This is a genomic window from Burkholderia sp. Cy-637 (assembly GCF_011753175.1).
GTDB classification, from domain to species: Bacteria; Pseudomonadota; Gammaproteobacteria; order Burkholderiales; family Burkholderiaceae; genus Burkholderia; species Burkholderia gladioli.
Genome location: NZ_VWWC01000170.1, coordinates 1 through 15656, shown reverse-complemented (window position 1 = coordinate 15656; position 15656 = coordinate 1). Strand labels below are relative to the sequence as shown.

Sequence of the window (15656 nt, the reverse complement as noted above, 5' to 3'; positions counted from 1 at the left end):
ATCCTCGGCCGTGGCCGGCTCGCGGCCCGGCGTGGCCATGTTGAACTTGCGGATGAAGAAGCGGAACAGGCCGTAGTAGGCAACCGCGTAGGCCAGGCCCAGCGGAATCGCGATCCAGCCCTTCGTCGACAGCCCGTAGTTCAGCACGTAGTCGATCGCGCCGGCCGAGAAGGTGAAGCCGAGCTTCACGCCGAGCAACTGGCAGATCGCCAGCGAGAGCCCCGTCAGCACCGCGTGGATCACGTAGAGCACCGGCGCGAGGAACATGAAGCTGAATTCGATCGGCTCGGTCACGCCCGTCAGGAACGAGGTCAGCGCCATCGAGAACAGCAGGCCGCCCACCACCGCGCGGCGCTCCTTCGGTGCCTCGTGGAACATCGCCAGGCACGCGGCCGGCAGGCCGAACATCATGATCGGGAAGAAGCCGGCCATGAAGCCGCCCGCGCTCGGGTCGCCCGCGAAGAAGCGGTGCAGGTCGCCCGTCACCGCCGCGCCGCCGCCCGGCGGCGTGAAGCTGCCGAACACGAACCAGGCCAGCGAGTTGATGATGTGGTGCAGGCCGGTGACCAGCAGCAGCCGGTTCAGGAAGCCATAGACGAAGGCGCCCACCGCGCCGGCCGTGGTCAGCCAGTGGCCGGCCGCGTCGATCACGTTCTGGATCGGCCCCCAGATATAGCCGAACACGATCCCCAATATCACGCACACCAGGCCTGTGACGATCGGCACGAAGCGCTTGCCGCCGAAGAAGGCCAGGTAGTCCGGCAGCTTGATGTCCTTGTAGCGGTTGTAGAGCATCCCCGCCACGATGCCGGCGATGATCCCGGACAACACGCCCATGTTCAGCTTCGGGTCGATGTCCTTCATGATCGCGGTTTCGATCAGGTAACCGATCGCGCCCGCGAGCGCCGCCACGCCGTTGTTGTCCCTGGCGAAGCCGACCGCCACGCCGATCGCGAACAGCAGCGGCAGGTTGTCGAACACCGCGCCGCCGGCGTCGGCGATCATCTTGATGTTGAGTACATCGGACTGCCCCAGGCGCAGCAGGATGCCGGCGACCGGCAACACCGCGATCGGCAGCATCAGCGCCCGGCCCAGGCTCTGTATTTTCAGAAACGGATTCCCGTCCATTCAGATCTCCAAATCGTCTCGTCTTTCGTTGTTGATGTGCATGTGCTGCGGGGGGGAACTACGACGCGAATCCGGCTGCCGCCGTGCTCAATCCTGCGGCCAGATTTCGCGACTGGCCGCGCGAACCGCCTGGGCGGAATCGAGCGACAACAGATCCTGGGCGCGCTGGCGGCACAGCGCGTAATCGAGGCCGCGCACGCGCGCCTTGATGCCCGGCACCGAGACCGGGTCGACCGACAGCTCGGTGACGCCGAGCCCGACCAGCATCGGCACCGCCGCCGGATCGCCGCCCAGCGCGCCGCATACGCCGACCCACTTGCCGTGCTTCTCGGCGCCGCGCACGGTCGCATCGACCAGGCGCAGCACGGCCGGATGCAGGCCGTCGGCGAGCGCCGCCAGATCGGCCTGGCAGCGGTCCATGGCGAGCGTGTACTGGGTCAGGTCGTTGGTGCCGATCGAGAGGAAGTCGGCATGCTGGGCGAGCTGGTCGGCCAGCAGCGCCGCCGACGGCACCTCGATCATCACGCCGACCTCGATCGGCTCGGTGCGGCCCAGCGCGCGGGCGAAACCGTCGATGCGCTCGCGGATGCGCACCAGCTCGCCGGCATCGGTCACCATCGGCAGCAGGATGCGCACCGCGCCGAACGGCTTGACCGCCAGCAGGCCCTGCAGCTGGTCGTCGAGCAGGTCCGGGCGCACCTGGGCCAGGCGGATCCCGCGCAGGCCCAGCGCCGGGTTCGGCTCGGGCGGCAGGCTCAGGTAGTCGACTTCCTTGTCCGCGCCCACGTCGAGCGTGCGGATGATCGCGGTGCGGCCCTGCAGCGCGTCGACGATCGATTGATAGCTGTCGCGATGCTCGTCGGTGGTCGGCGCGGCCTGGCGATGGATGAACATCAGCTCGGTGCGCAGCAGGCCGACCGCGTCGGCGCCGTTCTCCACGGCGGTCTTCGCGTCGTCGAGCGTGGCGATATTGGCGGCCACCTCGATATGGCGCGCGTCGGTGGTGCTGGCCGCCTCGCCCGACAGGCGACGATTGGCCTCGCGCACGCCGGCCAGGCGCTGGCGCTCCAGGCGCGCGCGCTCGACGTCGAGCGCGGTGGGCGCATGTTCGACCCGGCCGCCGGTCGCATCGACCACCACCTGGGTGCCGTCGGGGATCGCGAACAGCGCGTCGCCCACCGCCACCAGCGCCGGAATGCCGAGCTGGCGCGCGATGATCGAGGCATGCGAGGTCGCGCCGCCGCGTGCCATCACCAGCGCGGTGACGCGCTGGCGGTCCAGCGAGGAAAGGTCCGACGGCGTGAATTCCTCGGCCCCGAGCACGGCCTCGTCGGGCAGCTCGCGCACGGCGCCGGCGCTCAGGCCCAGCGCGCGCAGCACGCGCTTCTCGATGTCGCGCAGGTCCGAGGCGCGCTCGGCCAGCAGCGGATCGTCGAGCTTGCCGAGCACGGCGATCTGCGCGCGGATGGTTTCGCGCCAGGCGAAACCGGCGCTCTTGCCGAGGCTGATCAGGTCGCGCGCCGCGTCGATCAGCGCCGGGTCCTCCAGCAGCACGCGATGCACGGCGAAGATCCCGGCCTCGCCCACCGCGCCGCGCTGCGAGGCGCTGCGCACGGTGTGATCGAGTTCGGCATCGACCGCGCCGAGCGCCTGGTCGAGCAGGCGGCTCTCGGCCGCCGGCGTGCCGGTCGCCAGCTCGGGCGGGACGATCTCGGCCTGGTCCCAGCGCACCAGTTGGCCGACCGCGATGCCGGGCGCGGCGCACACGCCGGCCAGCGTATTCGGCGCGAGCGGCTGGCCCGGATTGCGCGGCGCGCTCGCCGGCGCCGGGAAGGCCTGCCGCGTCGGGCGCTCTTCCACCTCGCCGTGCGCGGCGCGCAACAGTTCCTCGGCGATCGCGTCGACTGCCTTGGCAGCCTGCGGGCCGACGCCCACCAGCTCGATCACGGCGCCTTCGCCCGCGCCCAGCGCGAGCAGGCCGACCACGCTCTCGATCGCGGCCTTGCGCTCGCCGAAATGGATATGCACCTTGGCGTCGAGCCCGCGCGCCGCTTCCCGGGCGCGCGCGGCCGGCCGCGCATGCAGCCCGCCCGCGTGGGCCAGCGTGATCTGGCGACGCGCTTCCATCGCGTCGGCCACGTCGCGCGCGGCGGCGGCCACTTCAGTGGAGGTCGCGCGCAGCGTCAGCAGCGGCGTCTGGCCGGCACGCACCACGCCGCGGCCGGCGCGCTCGACGATCTCGAAGGCTTCCGAATTCGCGATGGCGATCACCGAGACCAGGCTCGGCGCGGCCTGCGCGACCAGGTCCGGGTCGAATTCGACCAGCACGTCGCCGGGAGCCACCCGCGCGCCCGCATCGACCCTCGGCGTGAAGCCGCGGCCGCTCAGCTCGACCGTGTCGATACCGATATGCAGCAGCACCTCGGCGCCCTCGGCGGTGGTGATGGTGACCGCGTGGCCGGTGCGCGCCAGGTGCGTGACGATGCCCTCGCAAGGCGCGACCAGACGGCCCTCGAGCGGATCGATACCGATCCCGTCGCCGAACATGCCGCCGGAGAACACCGGGTCCGGCACGTCGGCGAGCGGCACGACGGGCCCCGTCAGCGGCGCGAGCAGCACGAACTGGTCAGGGGATGGCTTCTTCAACTGGGACTCCTCGGCACGTCTCATCGTCAATCTCGCGGGATCAGTGAGTTTCGGTGACTTTGTTCAGGTGACGCGGCGCATCCGGATCGCGCCCTCGCGCCACCGCCAGGTGCGCGGCCATCACGTAGAAGGACAGGATCGCGGCGATCGGATCGAGCGCCGTGTGGGCCGCGCGTTCCAGCGGCAGGGTCGCCTCGGGCGTGCCTTCGGGCGCGGCCAGCAGCACCCGCGCGCCGCGCGCGCGCATGTCGGCGGCGAGCTGCAGCAGGCCGGCCTGCTCGGGCCCGGGCGGCGCGAACACCAGCAGCGGGTAGTCGCGGTCGATCAGCTCCATCGGGCCGTGACGCACCTCGGCACTCGAGAAGGCCTCGGCCTGGATGCCCGAGGTTTCCTTGAGCTTGAGCGCGGCTTCCTGGGCGATCGCCAGGCCCAGCCCGCGGCCGATCACGATCATGCGCTCGACCTCGCGCAGCTCGTCGATGGCGCGGGTCCAGTCGAGCGTGCCGGCCTTGGCGAGCGTTTCGGGCAGGGCGCGCAGGCCCGTCATCAGCGCCGCGTCGCGCTGCCAGAGCGCGACGATCTGCGCCGACAGCGACAGCATGGCGATATAGCTCTTGGTGGCGGCCACCGACAGCTCGGGGCCGGCGCTGATCGGCAGCGCGTGCTCGCAGGCGTCGCCCAGCGGCGAGGGCAGGACGTTGACGGCAGCCACCGTCAGCGCGCCGGCCTCGCGCAGCGCGGCCATGGTGTTGACCAGGTCGGGGCTCTTGCCCGACTGCGAGAAGGCGATCGCGAACTGGTCGCGCACGCGCAGCGGCGCCTGCTGCAGGGTCGCGACCGACATCGGCAGCGAGGCCACCGGCACGCCGAGGCGGCTCATGGTGAGGCTGGCGAAATAGCTGGCCGCGTGGTCCGAGCTGCCGCGCGCGACCGTCAGCGCGACTTGCGGCGGGGTGGCCAGCAGGCGCTCGGCGAGCGCCTCGACACGCGACAGATCGGCCAGCTGGGCGGCCACTACCTGCGACGCCTGGCGCGCCTCTTCAAGCATATTCGACAATCGATTCTCCTTCGACATAGGTCGCGGTCAGGTTCAGGTCGCGGTCGAACACCGCGACGTCGGCCCAGGCGCCGCGCGCCAGGCGGCCGCGGTCCTCGATGCCGAGGTAGTCGGCCGCGTAGCGCGACATGCGGTTCGAGACGTCGGCGATCGGCAGGCCGATCGAGACCAGGTTGCGGAACGCCTGGTCCATGGTCAGGGTGCTGCCGGCCAGCGTGCCGTCGGCCAGGCGCACGCCGCCCAGGCACTTGGTGACGTGCTGGCTGCCGAGCCGGTATTCGCCGTCGGGCATGCCGGTGGCCGAGGTGCTGTCGGTCACCACGTACAGGCGCGGGATCGAGCGCAGCGCGGCGCGGATCGCGCCGGGATGCACGTGCAGCAGGTCGGGGATGATTTCCGCGTATTCGGCATGCGCGAGCGCCGCGCCGACCAGGCCCGGATTGCGGTGGTGCAGCGGCGACATCGCGTTGAACAGGTGGGTGAAGCCGCAGGCGCCGTGCTTGAGCGCGGCCACGCCGTCCTCGTAGGTGGCCAGCGAATGGCCGAGCTGCACGCGCACGCCGCGCGCGGCCATCTCCGAGATGATCTCGATATGGCCGGCGATCTCGGGCGCCAGCGTGACCACCCGGATCGGCGCGATCGACAGGTAGCGCAGCACCTCGTCGAGCGCGGCGGAAACCGCTGCGTCGGGCTGCGCGCCGAGCTTGCCGGGATTGATGTAGGGGCCTTCCAGGTGCACCCCGAGCACACGGGCGCAGCCCGGCGTGCGATGGCGCGCGCGCTCGCCCAGTTGCGAGACCACGTTCATCAGCTCGTCGCGCGGCGCGGTCATGGTGGTCGCCAGCAGGCTGGTGGTGCCGTAGCGCGCGTGGGTCCGGCCGATCGTCTCGATCGCGTCGCCGCCCTCCATCACGTCGGCGCCGCCGCCGCCATGCACGTGCAGGTCGATGAAGCCCGGCACGATGTAGGGGTCGTCGTTGCGCGAGGGATCGACCGGCCGGCCGCTCAGCGACGTGATCCGGCCATTGCCGAATTCGATCGTGCCGTGGCGCCAGCCCTCGGGTGTCAGTAGATTTCCGGTCAGCATCGCGTTCACTTGACTCCGGTATTGCGGTTGCGAGAGGAAGCCGGCCGGCGGGCCCCGATGGACTTGGCATCGAGCCTCGATGCGGGCGGCTGATGGACGGGACAGCACGATCGGCGGCGGGTTCCCCGCCTGGCGCGTAGCGATGCGCGTGCCCGTCGTCCGGACGGGCGATGGCGGCCGACGGATCGTCCTGCCGCTGCCGTGTGCGTCGCGGACCGGTTCGCCGCGACGGGCCCACCCGTCCGAAGCGAGGTGATTATATAACCAAACTAATACCAGTCAATTTTGATGGACGGGCCGCCGAGCCATCTTGAAAAGCCGTGCCCGGCAAGCGTTTTAGCGCGAAATCGGCTTTGTTTATCAGGCTTTGGCGCCTCGGGATTTACCCGTAGGTCGAATACCAGTGGCTCGTGTGGGGCGATAAAGACGGCGGGTTCGGCAAGCGAACCATACCTGCATAGGACCAGTTCGGCGAACTGGTATCTATCGAAGAGGGAGGCAGGAGGGTTTATCTGACCGTCGAGGGCAGGCAGCCGAAACGCGCCTGGAAGCGCTCCGTGAAACGGGCGCGAGATCGGTAGCCGCAAGCCTCGGCGATATGCGCGATGCCCCAGGCCGTGGTCTGCACCAGCATCATCGCGTGGTGCATGCGCACCTCGATCAGCAGGTCCTCGAAGGCCGCCTGCTCGGCCGCCAGGCGCCGCCGCAAGGTGGCGGCGCTCATCGCCAGCGCCTTGCCGGCCGTCTGCGCGGTCCAGTGATGCGCCGGCGCCTCGGCGATCAGCGTGCGCAGGCGCGCGGCCGTGCTGCCGGCGTCGAGTCGGGCGAAGCGCTGGCCGCGTTCGGCGAGCGCCAGCAGCAGGTCCAGCAGGCGGAGGCGCAGGCGCTCGTCGCTGATCGCGGGAGCGGCGATGCTGTCGAGCACGTGGCGTAGCGTGGCGGCGAGATCCGTATCGAGCGGCACGCAGCGCCATGGCGCGTTCGGTGCCGGCGCGCGCGGACTCGGTGCGGCGCGCTCCAGATCGTCGAGCAAGGCGCCCGACAAGCCCAGGAAGACCGAGCGAAAACGCCGCTCGGCACCGCCCGGCGTCTTCAGCAGGTCGGCGCGACTGCCTGGGTCGACCAGCACCAGCGAATCCGGCGCATCGACCGAAAGCGGCGCGAGGCCGTCGTCGATGTCGAGCCGGCCCGCGGCGATCAGCAACAGGGTCGCGTCATGGAACACGAAGCGCGAGGTGGCCTGGGGTTGGCTCAGGCAGGGCTGGCCCAGCGCGCAGAGCGCGCGCCGGAACAACGGCTCGCCCGAAGGCGAGCGCCAGGCGGCCGGGTCCGCCTCGACGGGACGGGCGGCGCCGTTTTCCCCGCCGCCGGCCGCGATACGCGCCGGCGGCGTCGCGGCCGAACCCGGATCCCGCGTATCCATCCTCAGCCGATCGTCACGGCGGGATTCAGGCTGTAGAGGCCCGTCAGGCTCGCCTGCCCGAGCACCGGCGCCTTGGCCAGCGCGGCGCGCACGTTCGCGCCCGTGAGCGGGCCGTCCACCTCGAGCCTGGGCGCGCCCAGCGCATACACGGTGAACACGTAGTGATGGACGATCTCGTCGTTCCACGGCGGGCAGGGGCCGTCGTAGCCGTAGTAGTCGCCCTTCATCTGCTCGTCGCCGGCGAACCAGCCGGTGTAGTCGTTGATGCCGTGGCGCAGGCCGGCCGGCGCCTGCGGGCCCGGCTTGCCGCGCGGCATGACGCCGTCGGACTGCGCGCCGGCCGCGATCTCGGTGGTGCCGGCCGGGATGTCGAGCAGCAGCCAGTGGAAGAAATCGACACGCGGCAGCGAGGCCGGCACCACGCGCCCTTCCTGGTTCACGTCGTCGCCGCGGCTCGGCACGTCGGGATCGTGGCAGACCAGCACGAAGGATTGCGTGCCCGCAGGCACGTCGCGCCAGGCGAGCTGCGGATTGCGGTTGGCCGACAACGCGACATGGCTGGCCGCATCGGGCACGGCGAAGGCGAATTCGCCGGGGATCGGCTGGCCGTCTTGGAAATTCTGGCTGCTGAGCTGCATGGAAGAGTCCGTCCAGGTGGGTGATCGGGGCAGCGGCGAAGCCGCATGCATGACCACGTATTGTAGGGAGCTCGGGCGCATCGATGATCGCAAATACGATCACCGATGCGCCAATTCGGATCTTTTTGATTGTCTGAAGCGCATCGCGCTCAATGAAACTCGCGGCTCGAGGTGCGCAGGCTGCCCAGCAGCGGCGTCAGGTCCTCCAGGTATTGCGCGATCAGGTGCCGGACCTCGTTCTCGGATTGCCAGACGCCGTAGACGGCCAGCAGCCGCGAATCGAGGATTTCGCGACGCTGCCGTTCGAGCAGTTCGCGCCGAACGATGATGTTGACGCTGCCGGTCTCGTCCTCGAGCGTGACGAACAGCGTGCCCTTCGCGGTGCTCGGCATCTGCCGCGCCGTCACGATTCCGCAGGCGCGGGCCAGGCGGCGATTGCGATGCTGCGCCAGCTCCTGCGCGGAAGCCAGCCGCCGCGCGCGCAGTTGCTCGCGCAGCAGCGCGACCGGGTGGCGGTTCAGCGTCAGGCCGATGGTGCGATAGTCGGCGACGATGTCGTCGGCCTCGGACGGCGCCCCGAGTTCGGGCCGCACCGGCTCGTCGATCGGCGCCATCGCCAGCAGGTCGCGCGAGGGCGCGGCGGCCACCGCCTGCCACAAGGCGTCGCGCCGGTTGCCGGCCAGCGTAGCGAAGGCGTTCGCGGCCGCCAGTGCCTCCAGGTCGCGCCGTTCGAGCCGCGCGCGGCGCGCGAGATCGTCGACGCTCGCGAAAGGGCCCTGCTGGCGTGCTGCCTCGATTCGCAGCGCGGCTTCGCGGCCCAGTCCGGCAACCAGCGACATGCCGAGACGTACCGCCGGGCGGCCTTCGGGCGGCGGCTCGTCGGGCAGCGGTTCGAGCGAGGCATCCCAGTTGCTCGCCGTCACGTCGATCGGGCGCACCGTCACGCCGTGTCGCTTGGCGTCCTGCACCAGTTGCGCGGGCGGATAGAAACCCATCGGCTGGCTGTTCAGCAGCGAGGCGAGGAAGATCGCCGGCTCGTGGCACTTGAGCCAGCTGCTGGCGTAGACGAGGATCGCGAAGCTCGCCGCGTGGCTTTCCGGGAAACCGTATTCGCCGAAGCCCTTGATCTGCTCGAAGATCTGGCTGGCGAACTCCGAGGGGTAATTACGCTCCGCCATGCCCTTGACGATCTTCTCGCGATACTTCTCCAGGTTACCCTTGCGTTTCCAGGCCGCCATCGCGCGCCGCAGCTCGTCGGCCTCGCCCGGGGTGAAGCCGGCCGCGATGATGGCGATCTGCATCACCTGTTCCTGGAAGATCGGGACGCCCTTGGTGCGCTCCAGCGCAGGTCTGAGGTCATCCTTCAGATAACTGACCGGTTCGAGTCCTTGCCGCCGCTTCAGGTAGGGATGCACGGCGCCACCCTGGATCGGCCCAGGCCGCACGATCGCGACCTCGATCACGAGATCGTAGTAATTCTCCGGCCGCAATCTCGGCAACATCGACATCTGCGCGCGCGACTCGATCTGGAATACGCCCACCGTATCGGCATTCGAGATCATGTCGTAGGTCGCCTTGTCGCCCTCGCGAATGTCATCGATGCTCATGCGCTTGCCGCGCCACTCGCCGACGAAATCGAACGCGCGCCGCAAGGCCGTCAACATGCCGAGGGCGAGCACATCGACCTTCATCAACCCGAGCGCCTCGAGGTCGTCCTTGTCCCATTGGATTACGCATCGCCCTTCCATCGCGGCATTCTCGACCGGTACCAGTCGTGTGAGCTTGTCGCGGCTAATCACGAAGCCACCGGAATGCTGCGACAGATGACGCGGAAAACCGAGCAGCCTCGAAGCCATCTCGGCCCAGGCCTGGATGATCTGCGCCGAGGGGTCGAGCCCAACCGAAGCGAAACGTGCAAGCAAATCGGCGCGGCCGTCGAACCACCGATGCTCCTTGGCGACACGCTCGACCAGCATCAGGTCGACACCAAGCGCCTTGCCGGTTTCACGCAGCGCACCGCGCGGGCGATAGGTCGAGACAGCCGCCGCGAGTGCCGCTCGGTCATTGCCGTATTTTCGATAGATATACTGAATGACCTCCTCGCGTCGCTCATGCTCGAAGTCCACGTCGATATCGGGCGGCTCGCCGCGCTCACGACTGATGAATCGCTCGAACAACATGGTGGTCCGGCCGGGATCCGCCGCGGTCACACCCAGGCAATAGCAGACCACCGAGTTCGCGGCGGAGCCGCGGCCCTGGCAGAGGATCTGTTGGCTGCGGGCAAACTTGACAACGTCGTAGACGGTGAGAAAGAACGGTTCGTACTCCATCTCGGCGATCAGGCCCAGTTCGTACTCGATACGCTCCTTCACCGAATCGGGAACACCGTTCGGGTAGCGTTTGCGCGCGCCACTCCAGGTTTCCTGCTCCAGGTATTTTGTCGGCGTCATCCCTTCGGGCACGATCTCGCGCGGATACTCGTACTTCAAGTCCCCCATCTCGAAGCAACAGGCACCAAGCACCCGACAAGTCTCCGCAAGCGCCTCCGCCGGAAACAGCCGCCCGATCCGCCCCAGCCTGCGCAGATGCTGCTCGGCATTCGACGCCAGCGCATAACCGCATTCACCGACCGGCTGCCCGACGCGAATCGCCGTCATGATGTCCTGCAAGGGCTTGCAGGAGCGCGCATGCATGGTCACGTCACCGAGCGCGACCAACGGCATCGCGCGCTGCACACTCGCGGCCTCGATCGTCTCGCGATAGACGCCATCGAGCGCTCGCCCCAACTGCACGAGTCCGAGCCGCGCCTGCTCGCCGAAGACGTGCTTGAACCACGCCACCTGCGCATCGAGCACGTCGGCACGCACGGGATAACTCGGCACGAGGATCGCGAAGCAATCGGGCACGCCGCGCAGATGCGCGAACTCGGAAGGCGGGGCAGCCAGCATGCGCGGCGTCAGCGTGTAAGTGCCCTTCTTCGACGCCATGCGCCGCCACGAGATCAGCTCGGAGAGATTGCCGTAACCCTCGCGATTGCGCGCGAGCAGCACCAGCCCGAAGGCGCCAGGGCCCGGATCGCCGCCCGGCGCCACCACATCGGCCGTCACATCGAAATACGAGCCGATCACCAGGCGCAGCGGCTCGGGCTTGCTTGCCGGATCGCCGCCCGCCTCTTCCCATTGCTTGAGCAAGGCTTCGGCATTCGCCTTCGCGGCCACGTGCATGCGCGGCGCGCCTGCCAGCGAGCACTCGTCGGTGATCGCGATGCCGCGATAGCCAAGCGCCTGCGCGCGCTCGACCAGTTCCTCGGCCGCCGAGGCGCCGTGCAGGAACGAGAAGTTCGATCGGCAGAACAGCTCCGCATAAGCGGGCAAGGCATTCGGAATCGCCATCGCCTCACCCGGACAGGCCGTGAGGGAATCCGCGCGGCGACTCGTCTTCCCCGCCTTGGCGGCCACCGTGGCAGACAGCCCTCCCGCCCTTCGGAAGGCGACCGCGCTCGACGGCCTGGCTGCTTCGCCCGGCGTTCGCGAAATGCCCTGGCATCGGCATCGCGTGCGATGACGCACGGCGGCGGGAAAGGACGACCAGACGGTTCATGATGAGGACCCACAATACTGGATATGCATACAGTATTGTGGCGCAAAATCCCGGCCCGTTGCAGATCCGTCAAACAGAATATTCCCGGACGATTCCGCCCCGTTTCCCTCAGCCCCACCCGCAGTCAGGACAGCCTGCGTCGCCGCGCCTCCTCAATGCTCCCGGACAAATATATCCCGTCCTCTGCATTGACCAATATCAAATCAAAATACAAAACGCGACTTTTCAGACAAACCCTCTCTTCGAATCAACCCACAATCAAATGCAAAAAAAACACTTCCACACACCCCAACAACAATCGCAAGCGCATCAACCCTTCAGCCATGGACATTTATCTTGAAACGAAGAGACGCATTGAAAAAAGCCGCCATTCTCTCCAGCACCGCGATCCTGCCCGCCACGGCAAAAGCAGGATTACTGGCCGGATTAAGCACCCTGCTCGACAATGTCCTCAATAACGCGAATGCCGCCTCGGCCTCGGCCCAGCCGTCGATGCCCCCCGCCTCCAGCCGCCTCGGCGCATCCCTTCCCCTTCTTCCGCAAAACGACAGCTTCATCGGAAAGATCAATCGCCGCAATCAAGTGAATCAACGGCATATCCAATATAGGTGGACGACTCGATTCCCCAACGCCACCGGCATTCCGATGGCAGCCACCGTGACTTACGACGATCTCCCCTCACTCGAGTGGTTATTGAAATTCGCCTCGATCATCGCCAGGATTCTCGTTAATTTCATTGCCGCAATACCGGGCGAATTAGGCGTAGCCTGGAAAACAACGATCGACAGGATATGCAGAGGCATCGACTCGGCACAGGCCAGCTACGATTCGATTCTCAAGAATCCGAGCGGCTCGAACACTCCGCAAAGACTCGCGAATCTCAATAGAAAAATCATCGGCCTGCTCACCGACATCAACAGCTTCATCCATGGCGCCATCGCTCCCACCGATGCCCGCTACACCGCCATGCACAACGTGAACGGCGAGGACAAGTACAAGGCGCTGTTCGCGACCATCGAGCTCCCCGAATATGCCGACCATTTTCACCGGGACGACGTCTTCGCGCGCCTGCGCGTGAGCGGCCAGAACCCGGTTCTCATCCAGGGCGTATCGGAGCTGCCCGCGAAATTCCCCCTGACCGACCAGCAGTATCGGCAGGTGATGGGCAACGCCGACGATCTTTCCGCCGCGGCGCGCGAACGCCGGCTCTACCTGCTCGACTATGTCGACAATCGCGCCCTGGCGACCTCGGGGCCGGTCTCGAAGCTGCTGACGGGCAAGGGCTACGCATTTGCGCCGATCGCCCTGTTCGCGCGCCCTCGGGGCGCGGAATCGCTGGTGCCCGTCGCGATTCAATGCGGGCAGGATCCGGCGACTCATCCCCTCTTCCTGCCCGCCCCCGCCTCCGACGAATCCGCGTATTGGGCCTGGCAGCAAGCCAAGACCGTGGTCCAGAACGCCGAGGAGAACTATCACGAGATGTACGTGCACCTGGCGCGCACCCATCTGGTCAGCGAAGCGTTCGCCATGGCGACGAACCGCAACCTTCCGCCCGCGCATCCCCTGCACCCCTTGCTGATGCCTCATTTCGAAGGCACCTTGTTCATCAACGAGGGCGCCGCGCTGGCGCTGCTGCCCAACGTCCCGCTGGGTTTCATCAACACGCTGTTCGCCGCGCCGATACCGCGGATCGCCGCCGAAATCGCCGCGGACAGGCTGGCCTTCGATTTCTACGAGCACATGCTGCCCAGGGAACTGGCGAACCGGAAGATCGACAACCCGTACGACCTGCCGGACTATCCGTATCGCGACGACGGCATGCTGATCTGGAATGCCATCCGGCGGTGGGTTGGTGAATACGTCGGTGTCTATTACCTGTCGGACAGCGCCGTGATCAACGACTACGAACTGGCGGCCTGGACCAAGGACGTGGCCGGTAGCGGCCGGGTGAAGGGTTTCGTGACGATCCAATCCCGGCAACAGCTGATCGACGTCCTGACCCTGGTCATCTTCAACGCGAGCGCGCAGCACGCGGCCGTCAATTTTTCGCAGCCCGACTACTGCCTCTATGCGCCCGCGCTATCGGCCCTCTCGTGCGCCCCGGCGCCCACCTCGATCAACGGTCAATCGCGACGAGACTGGGAGGCCATGCTGCCGCCCATGATCTCGGCGATCGAACGTATCGCCATCTACACGATATTGGGCGGGGTCCATTATCGAAAGCTCGGGGACTATCTCTGCAATAGCTTCCCGCACCGCCCTCTCATGGTCGATCCCAGGATCACGGGAGATGGCGGCCCCTTGCAGAGATTCAGGCAATCGCTCGAGAAAATCGAGGACCTCATCAATCTGCGCAACCGGAACCGCCCTTGGCCCTATCCCTACCTGTTGCCCAGCAGGATTCCGGCGAGCACGAATATCTGAGTTCCCCATCGCCTCACCCGAACAGGCCGTGCAGGAACCAGCGCCGCGCCTCGCCCTCGCGATCCTGATAGATCCAGTAACAGGCCCCGTCCTCGTCCTGCGCGACGTGGTAGTCGCGCAGGACGATCCGGCCGTCGAACCAGCCGCCCTCGATACGCTCGAAGCTCGACACGATGCGAAGCTGCCCGCGATAGCAGGGCCGCTCATCGCGCATCGCGAGCGGAATCGGCTCGGCCAGCAGCCAGGCCGGACGCGGCGACGCGATCGGCTGGGCCGGCAAGCGCCCGGCCGGCGCATGCAGGGGCAGCCAGCGGTTCGCGGTTTCGGGGCGATAGTCGGCCGAAGGCACGGCACGCAGCACGTTGTCCGCGCCGAGCCGGGCGCTCAGCAACTCGACGAGCCGCGCGCGGGCCTCGCGCGTGCGCCCCGGCTCGGGAAACAGGTCGACGGGCGGCGGCGCGACCGATTCGACGCGTATCGCGACGAGCCGTACCGCGAGCACCGCGGCCGGCAATTCGAGGCACGCGAGCCGTTCGCCGAGCACGCGCAGGCAATGCGTTTCGTCGCGCGTCGGTTCGGCAAAGGCAAGCTCGATGGCGGTGGGCGGCACCGCCGCGCGGCCGCGTTCGTGATCGAGATCGAAGCGCAGCACCGCGACCGACAACTGCCGCGCGGCCAGCCAGCCGCCGAGCTGGGCGACCAGACGGCGCGCGACGAACAGCACCGCCTCGGCATGCTCGACGCGTTCGGGCAGTTCGAGCCGCACATCGAATTCGGGGGGAATCGGCAGCCAGGCAAAGGGCTCGGGCAAGTCGCCATAGGCGCGATCGAGCGAGGCCAGCAGTTCGGGCCCGCAGCGCCGCTGCAAGCCGGCACGCGGCAGCCGGCGCAGATCGGCCAGCGTCGCGCAGCCGAGCCCGTCGAGCCAGCCGGCGTAATCGCGCGCGGCCGGCATCAGCTCGCAAGGCAACGCATCGAGCGAGCACCGCAGCGTGGCCTCGCGCATCACGCGCCGGCGCCGCCCCCGACGTGGCCGGGCGCGCGCCAGCAACCAGGCGCCGCGGCCGGTCGGCGCGGCACCCAGGCGCGCCGCGTAACCCAGCGCGTCGAGTGCCGCCCGCACCTGGCGACACAAGGAAGGCAGCCCACCGAACAGGCGCAGGCTCGGGCCGACATCGACGATCAGCGTCGCCTCCTCGTCGAGCGCGACCGAGGGCGAGAAGCGCAGCAGCGCGATCGCGACCGCGCGCAACGCATCGGCCTCGCGCGCGAGATCGCGCTCGACGAGCCGCGTCTCGGGCGCCAGCGTCAGCACGCCGCCGCGCTTCATGCCGGGGCGCACGCCGCCGGCACGGGCCGTGGCATCCGCCATCAGCACCACGCCCTGCTCGAGCACCGCGCTGCCCACGCCGTCCTCAGACGGCGGTGCGCACACGTCGAGCGGCAGGCGCGGCAGATGGATGCCGAGCAAGACGCGCATAACGACCCTCCACGATCGGCGACGGCAAGGCCAGCTCGAGCGGTGCCGCCGCGGCCGGCCCGCGGCGCTTGACGATGTCGATCGTCACGCCGCCCGGCACCGGCTGCAGGGCGAGCCGCAGCACGGCCGGCGAGGGCTGCCGCGCGGCCGCGAGCGGACGCAGCATCACGAAC

9 protein-coding genes and 1 pseudogene are annotated in these 15656 nt (G+C 68.3%); 1 reads left to right on the top strand and 9 read right to left on the bottom strand.

Going from position 1 to position 15656, the window contains the following annotated elements:
* From F3J10_RS29475 to F3J10_RS29445, 7 genes are all read right to left on the bottom strand, one after another.
* Positions 1-1128: PTS transporter subunit EIIC (locus F3J10_RS29475; protein WP_167243584.1), on the bottom strand; the 1128-nt coding region annotated here is incomplete at its 3' end.
* A gap of 87 nt (positions 1129-1215) precedes the next feature.
* Entirely contained in the window at positions 1216-3798 is a 2583-nt protein-coding gene (ptsP, locus tag F3J10_RS29470; protein WP_167243583.1) for a phosphoenolpyruvate--protein phosphotransferase, read from the bottom strand.
* Positions 3799-3814: 16 nt separating this feature from the next.
* On the bottom strand, positions 3815-4822 hold the full coding sequence (locus F3J10_RS29465) for an SIS domain-containing protein (protein ID WP_025097025.1): 1008 nt from the start codon (positions 4820-4822) through the stop codon (positions 3815-3817).
* Positions 4815-5918 (bottom strand): N-acetylglucosamine-6-phosphate deacetylase, encoded by a 1104-nt coding sequence (gene nagA, locus F3J10_RS29460; protein WP_013699439.1) that lies wholly within the window; start codon positions 5916-5918, stop codon positions 4815-4817. The genes F3J10_RS29465 and nagA overlap by 8 nt, the downstream gene beginning before the upstream one ends.
* Positions 5919-6426: 508 nt before the next feature.
* Positions 6427-7341, bottom strand: coding sequence for a helix-turn-helix transcriptional regulator (locus F3J10_RS29455; protein ID WP_186045662.1), 915 nt, complete (start codon positions 7339-7341; stop codon positions 6427-6429).
* A 2-nt stretch (positions 7342-7343) separates the two neighbouring features.
* Positions 7344-7979, bottom strand: a complete 636-nt coding sequence (locus tag F3J10_RS29450) for a YbhB/YbcL family Raf kinase inhibitor-like protein (protein WP_025097027.1) — start codon at positions 7977-7979, stop codon at positions 7344-7346.
* A gap of 149 nt (positions 7980-8128) precedes the next feature.
* Positions 8129-11371, bottom strand: a complete 3243-nt coding sequence (locus F3J10_RS29445; RefSeq protein ID WP_167243582.1) for an error-prone DNA polymerase — start codon at positions 11369-11371, stop codon at positions 8129-8131.
* A gap of 544 nt (positions 11372-11915) precedes the next feature.
* On the opposite strand from F3J10_RS29445, the gene F3J10_RS29440 reads away from it, so the two are divergent.
* Positions 11916-14003 (top strand): lipoxygenase family protein, encoded by a 2088-nt coding sequence (locus F3J10_RS29440; RefSeq protein ID WP_240155742.1) that lies wholly within the window; start codon positions 11916-11918, stop codon positions 14001-14003.
* Between the two features lie 13 nt (positions 14004-14016).
* Here the strand turns inward: F3J10_RS29440 and F3J10_RS29435 are convergent, their stop codons facing one another.
* Together F3J10_RS29435 and F3J10_RS29430 are read right to left on the bottom strand one after the other, a co-directional pair.
* A complete protein-coding gene (locus F3J10_RS29435) occupies positions 14017-15483 on the bottom strand; it encodes a DNA polymerase Y family protein (protein WP_167243581.1) in 1467 nt (488 codons plus the stop codon).
* Positions 15419-15656: pseudogene (locus tag F3J10_RS29430) on the bottom strand (recombinase RecA); the annotation flags it as partial. The gene F3J10_RS29435 and the pseudogene F3J10_RS29430, both read right to left, overlap by 65 nt.

Coding starts and splice junctions, on each gene's coding strand:
- nagA (WP_013699439.1), bottom strand. CDS start 5,918: ATGCTGACCGGAAATCTACTGACACCCGAGGGCTGGCGCCACGGCACG.
- ptsP (WP_167243583.1), bottom strand. CDS start 3,798: ATGAGACGTGCCGAGGAGTCCCAGTTGAAGAAGCCATCCCCTGACCAG.
- F3J10_RS29455 (WP_186045662.1), bottom strand. CDS start 7,341: ATGGATACGCGGGATCCGGGTTCGGCCGCGACGCCGCCGGCGCGTATC.
- F3J10_RS29465 (WP_025097025.1), bottom strand. CDS start 4,822: ATGCTTGAAGAGGCGCGCCAGGCGTCGCAGGTAGTGGCCGCCCAGCTG.
- F3J10_RS29435 (WP_167243581.1), bottom strand. CDS start 15,483: ATGCGCGTCTTGCTCGGCATCCATCTGCCGCGCCTGCCGCTCGACGTG.
- F3J10_RS29445 (WP_167243582.1), bottom strand. CDS start 11,371: ATGGCGATTCCGAATGCCTTGCCCGCTTATGCGGAGCTGTTCTGCCGA.
- F3J10_RS29450 (WP_025097027.1), bottom strand. CDS start 7,979: ATGCAGCTCAGCAGCCAGAATTTCCAAGACGGCCAGCCGATCCCCGGC.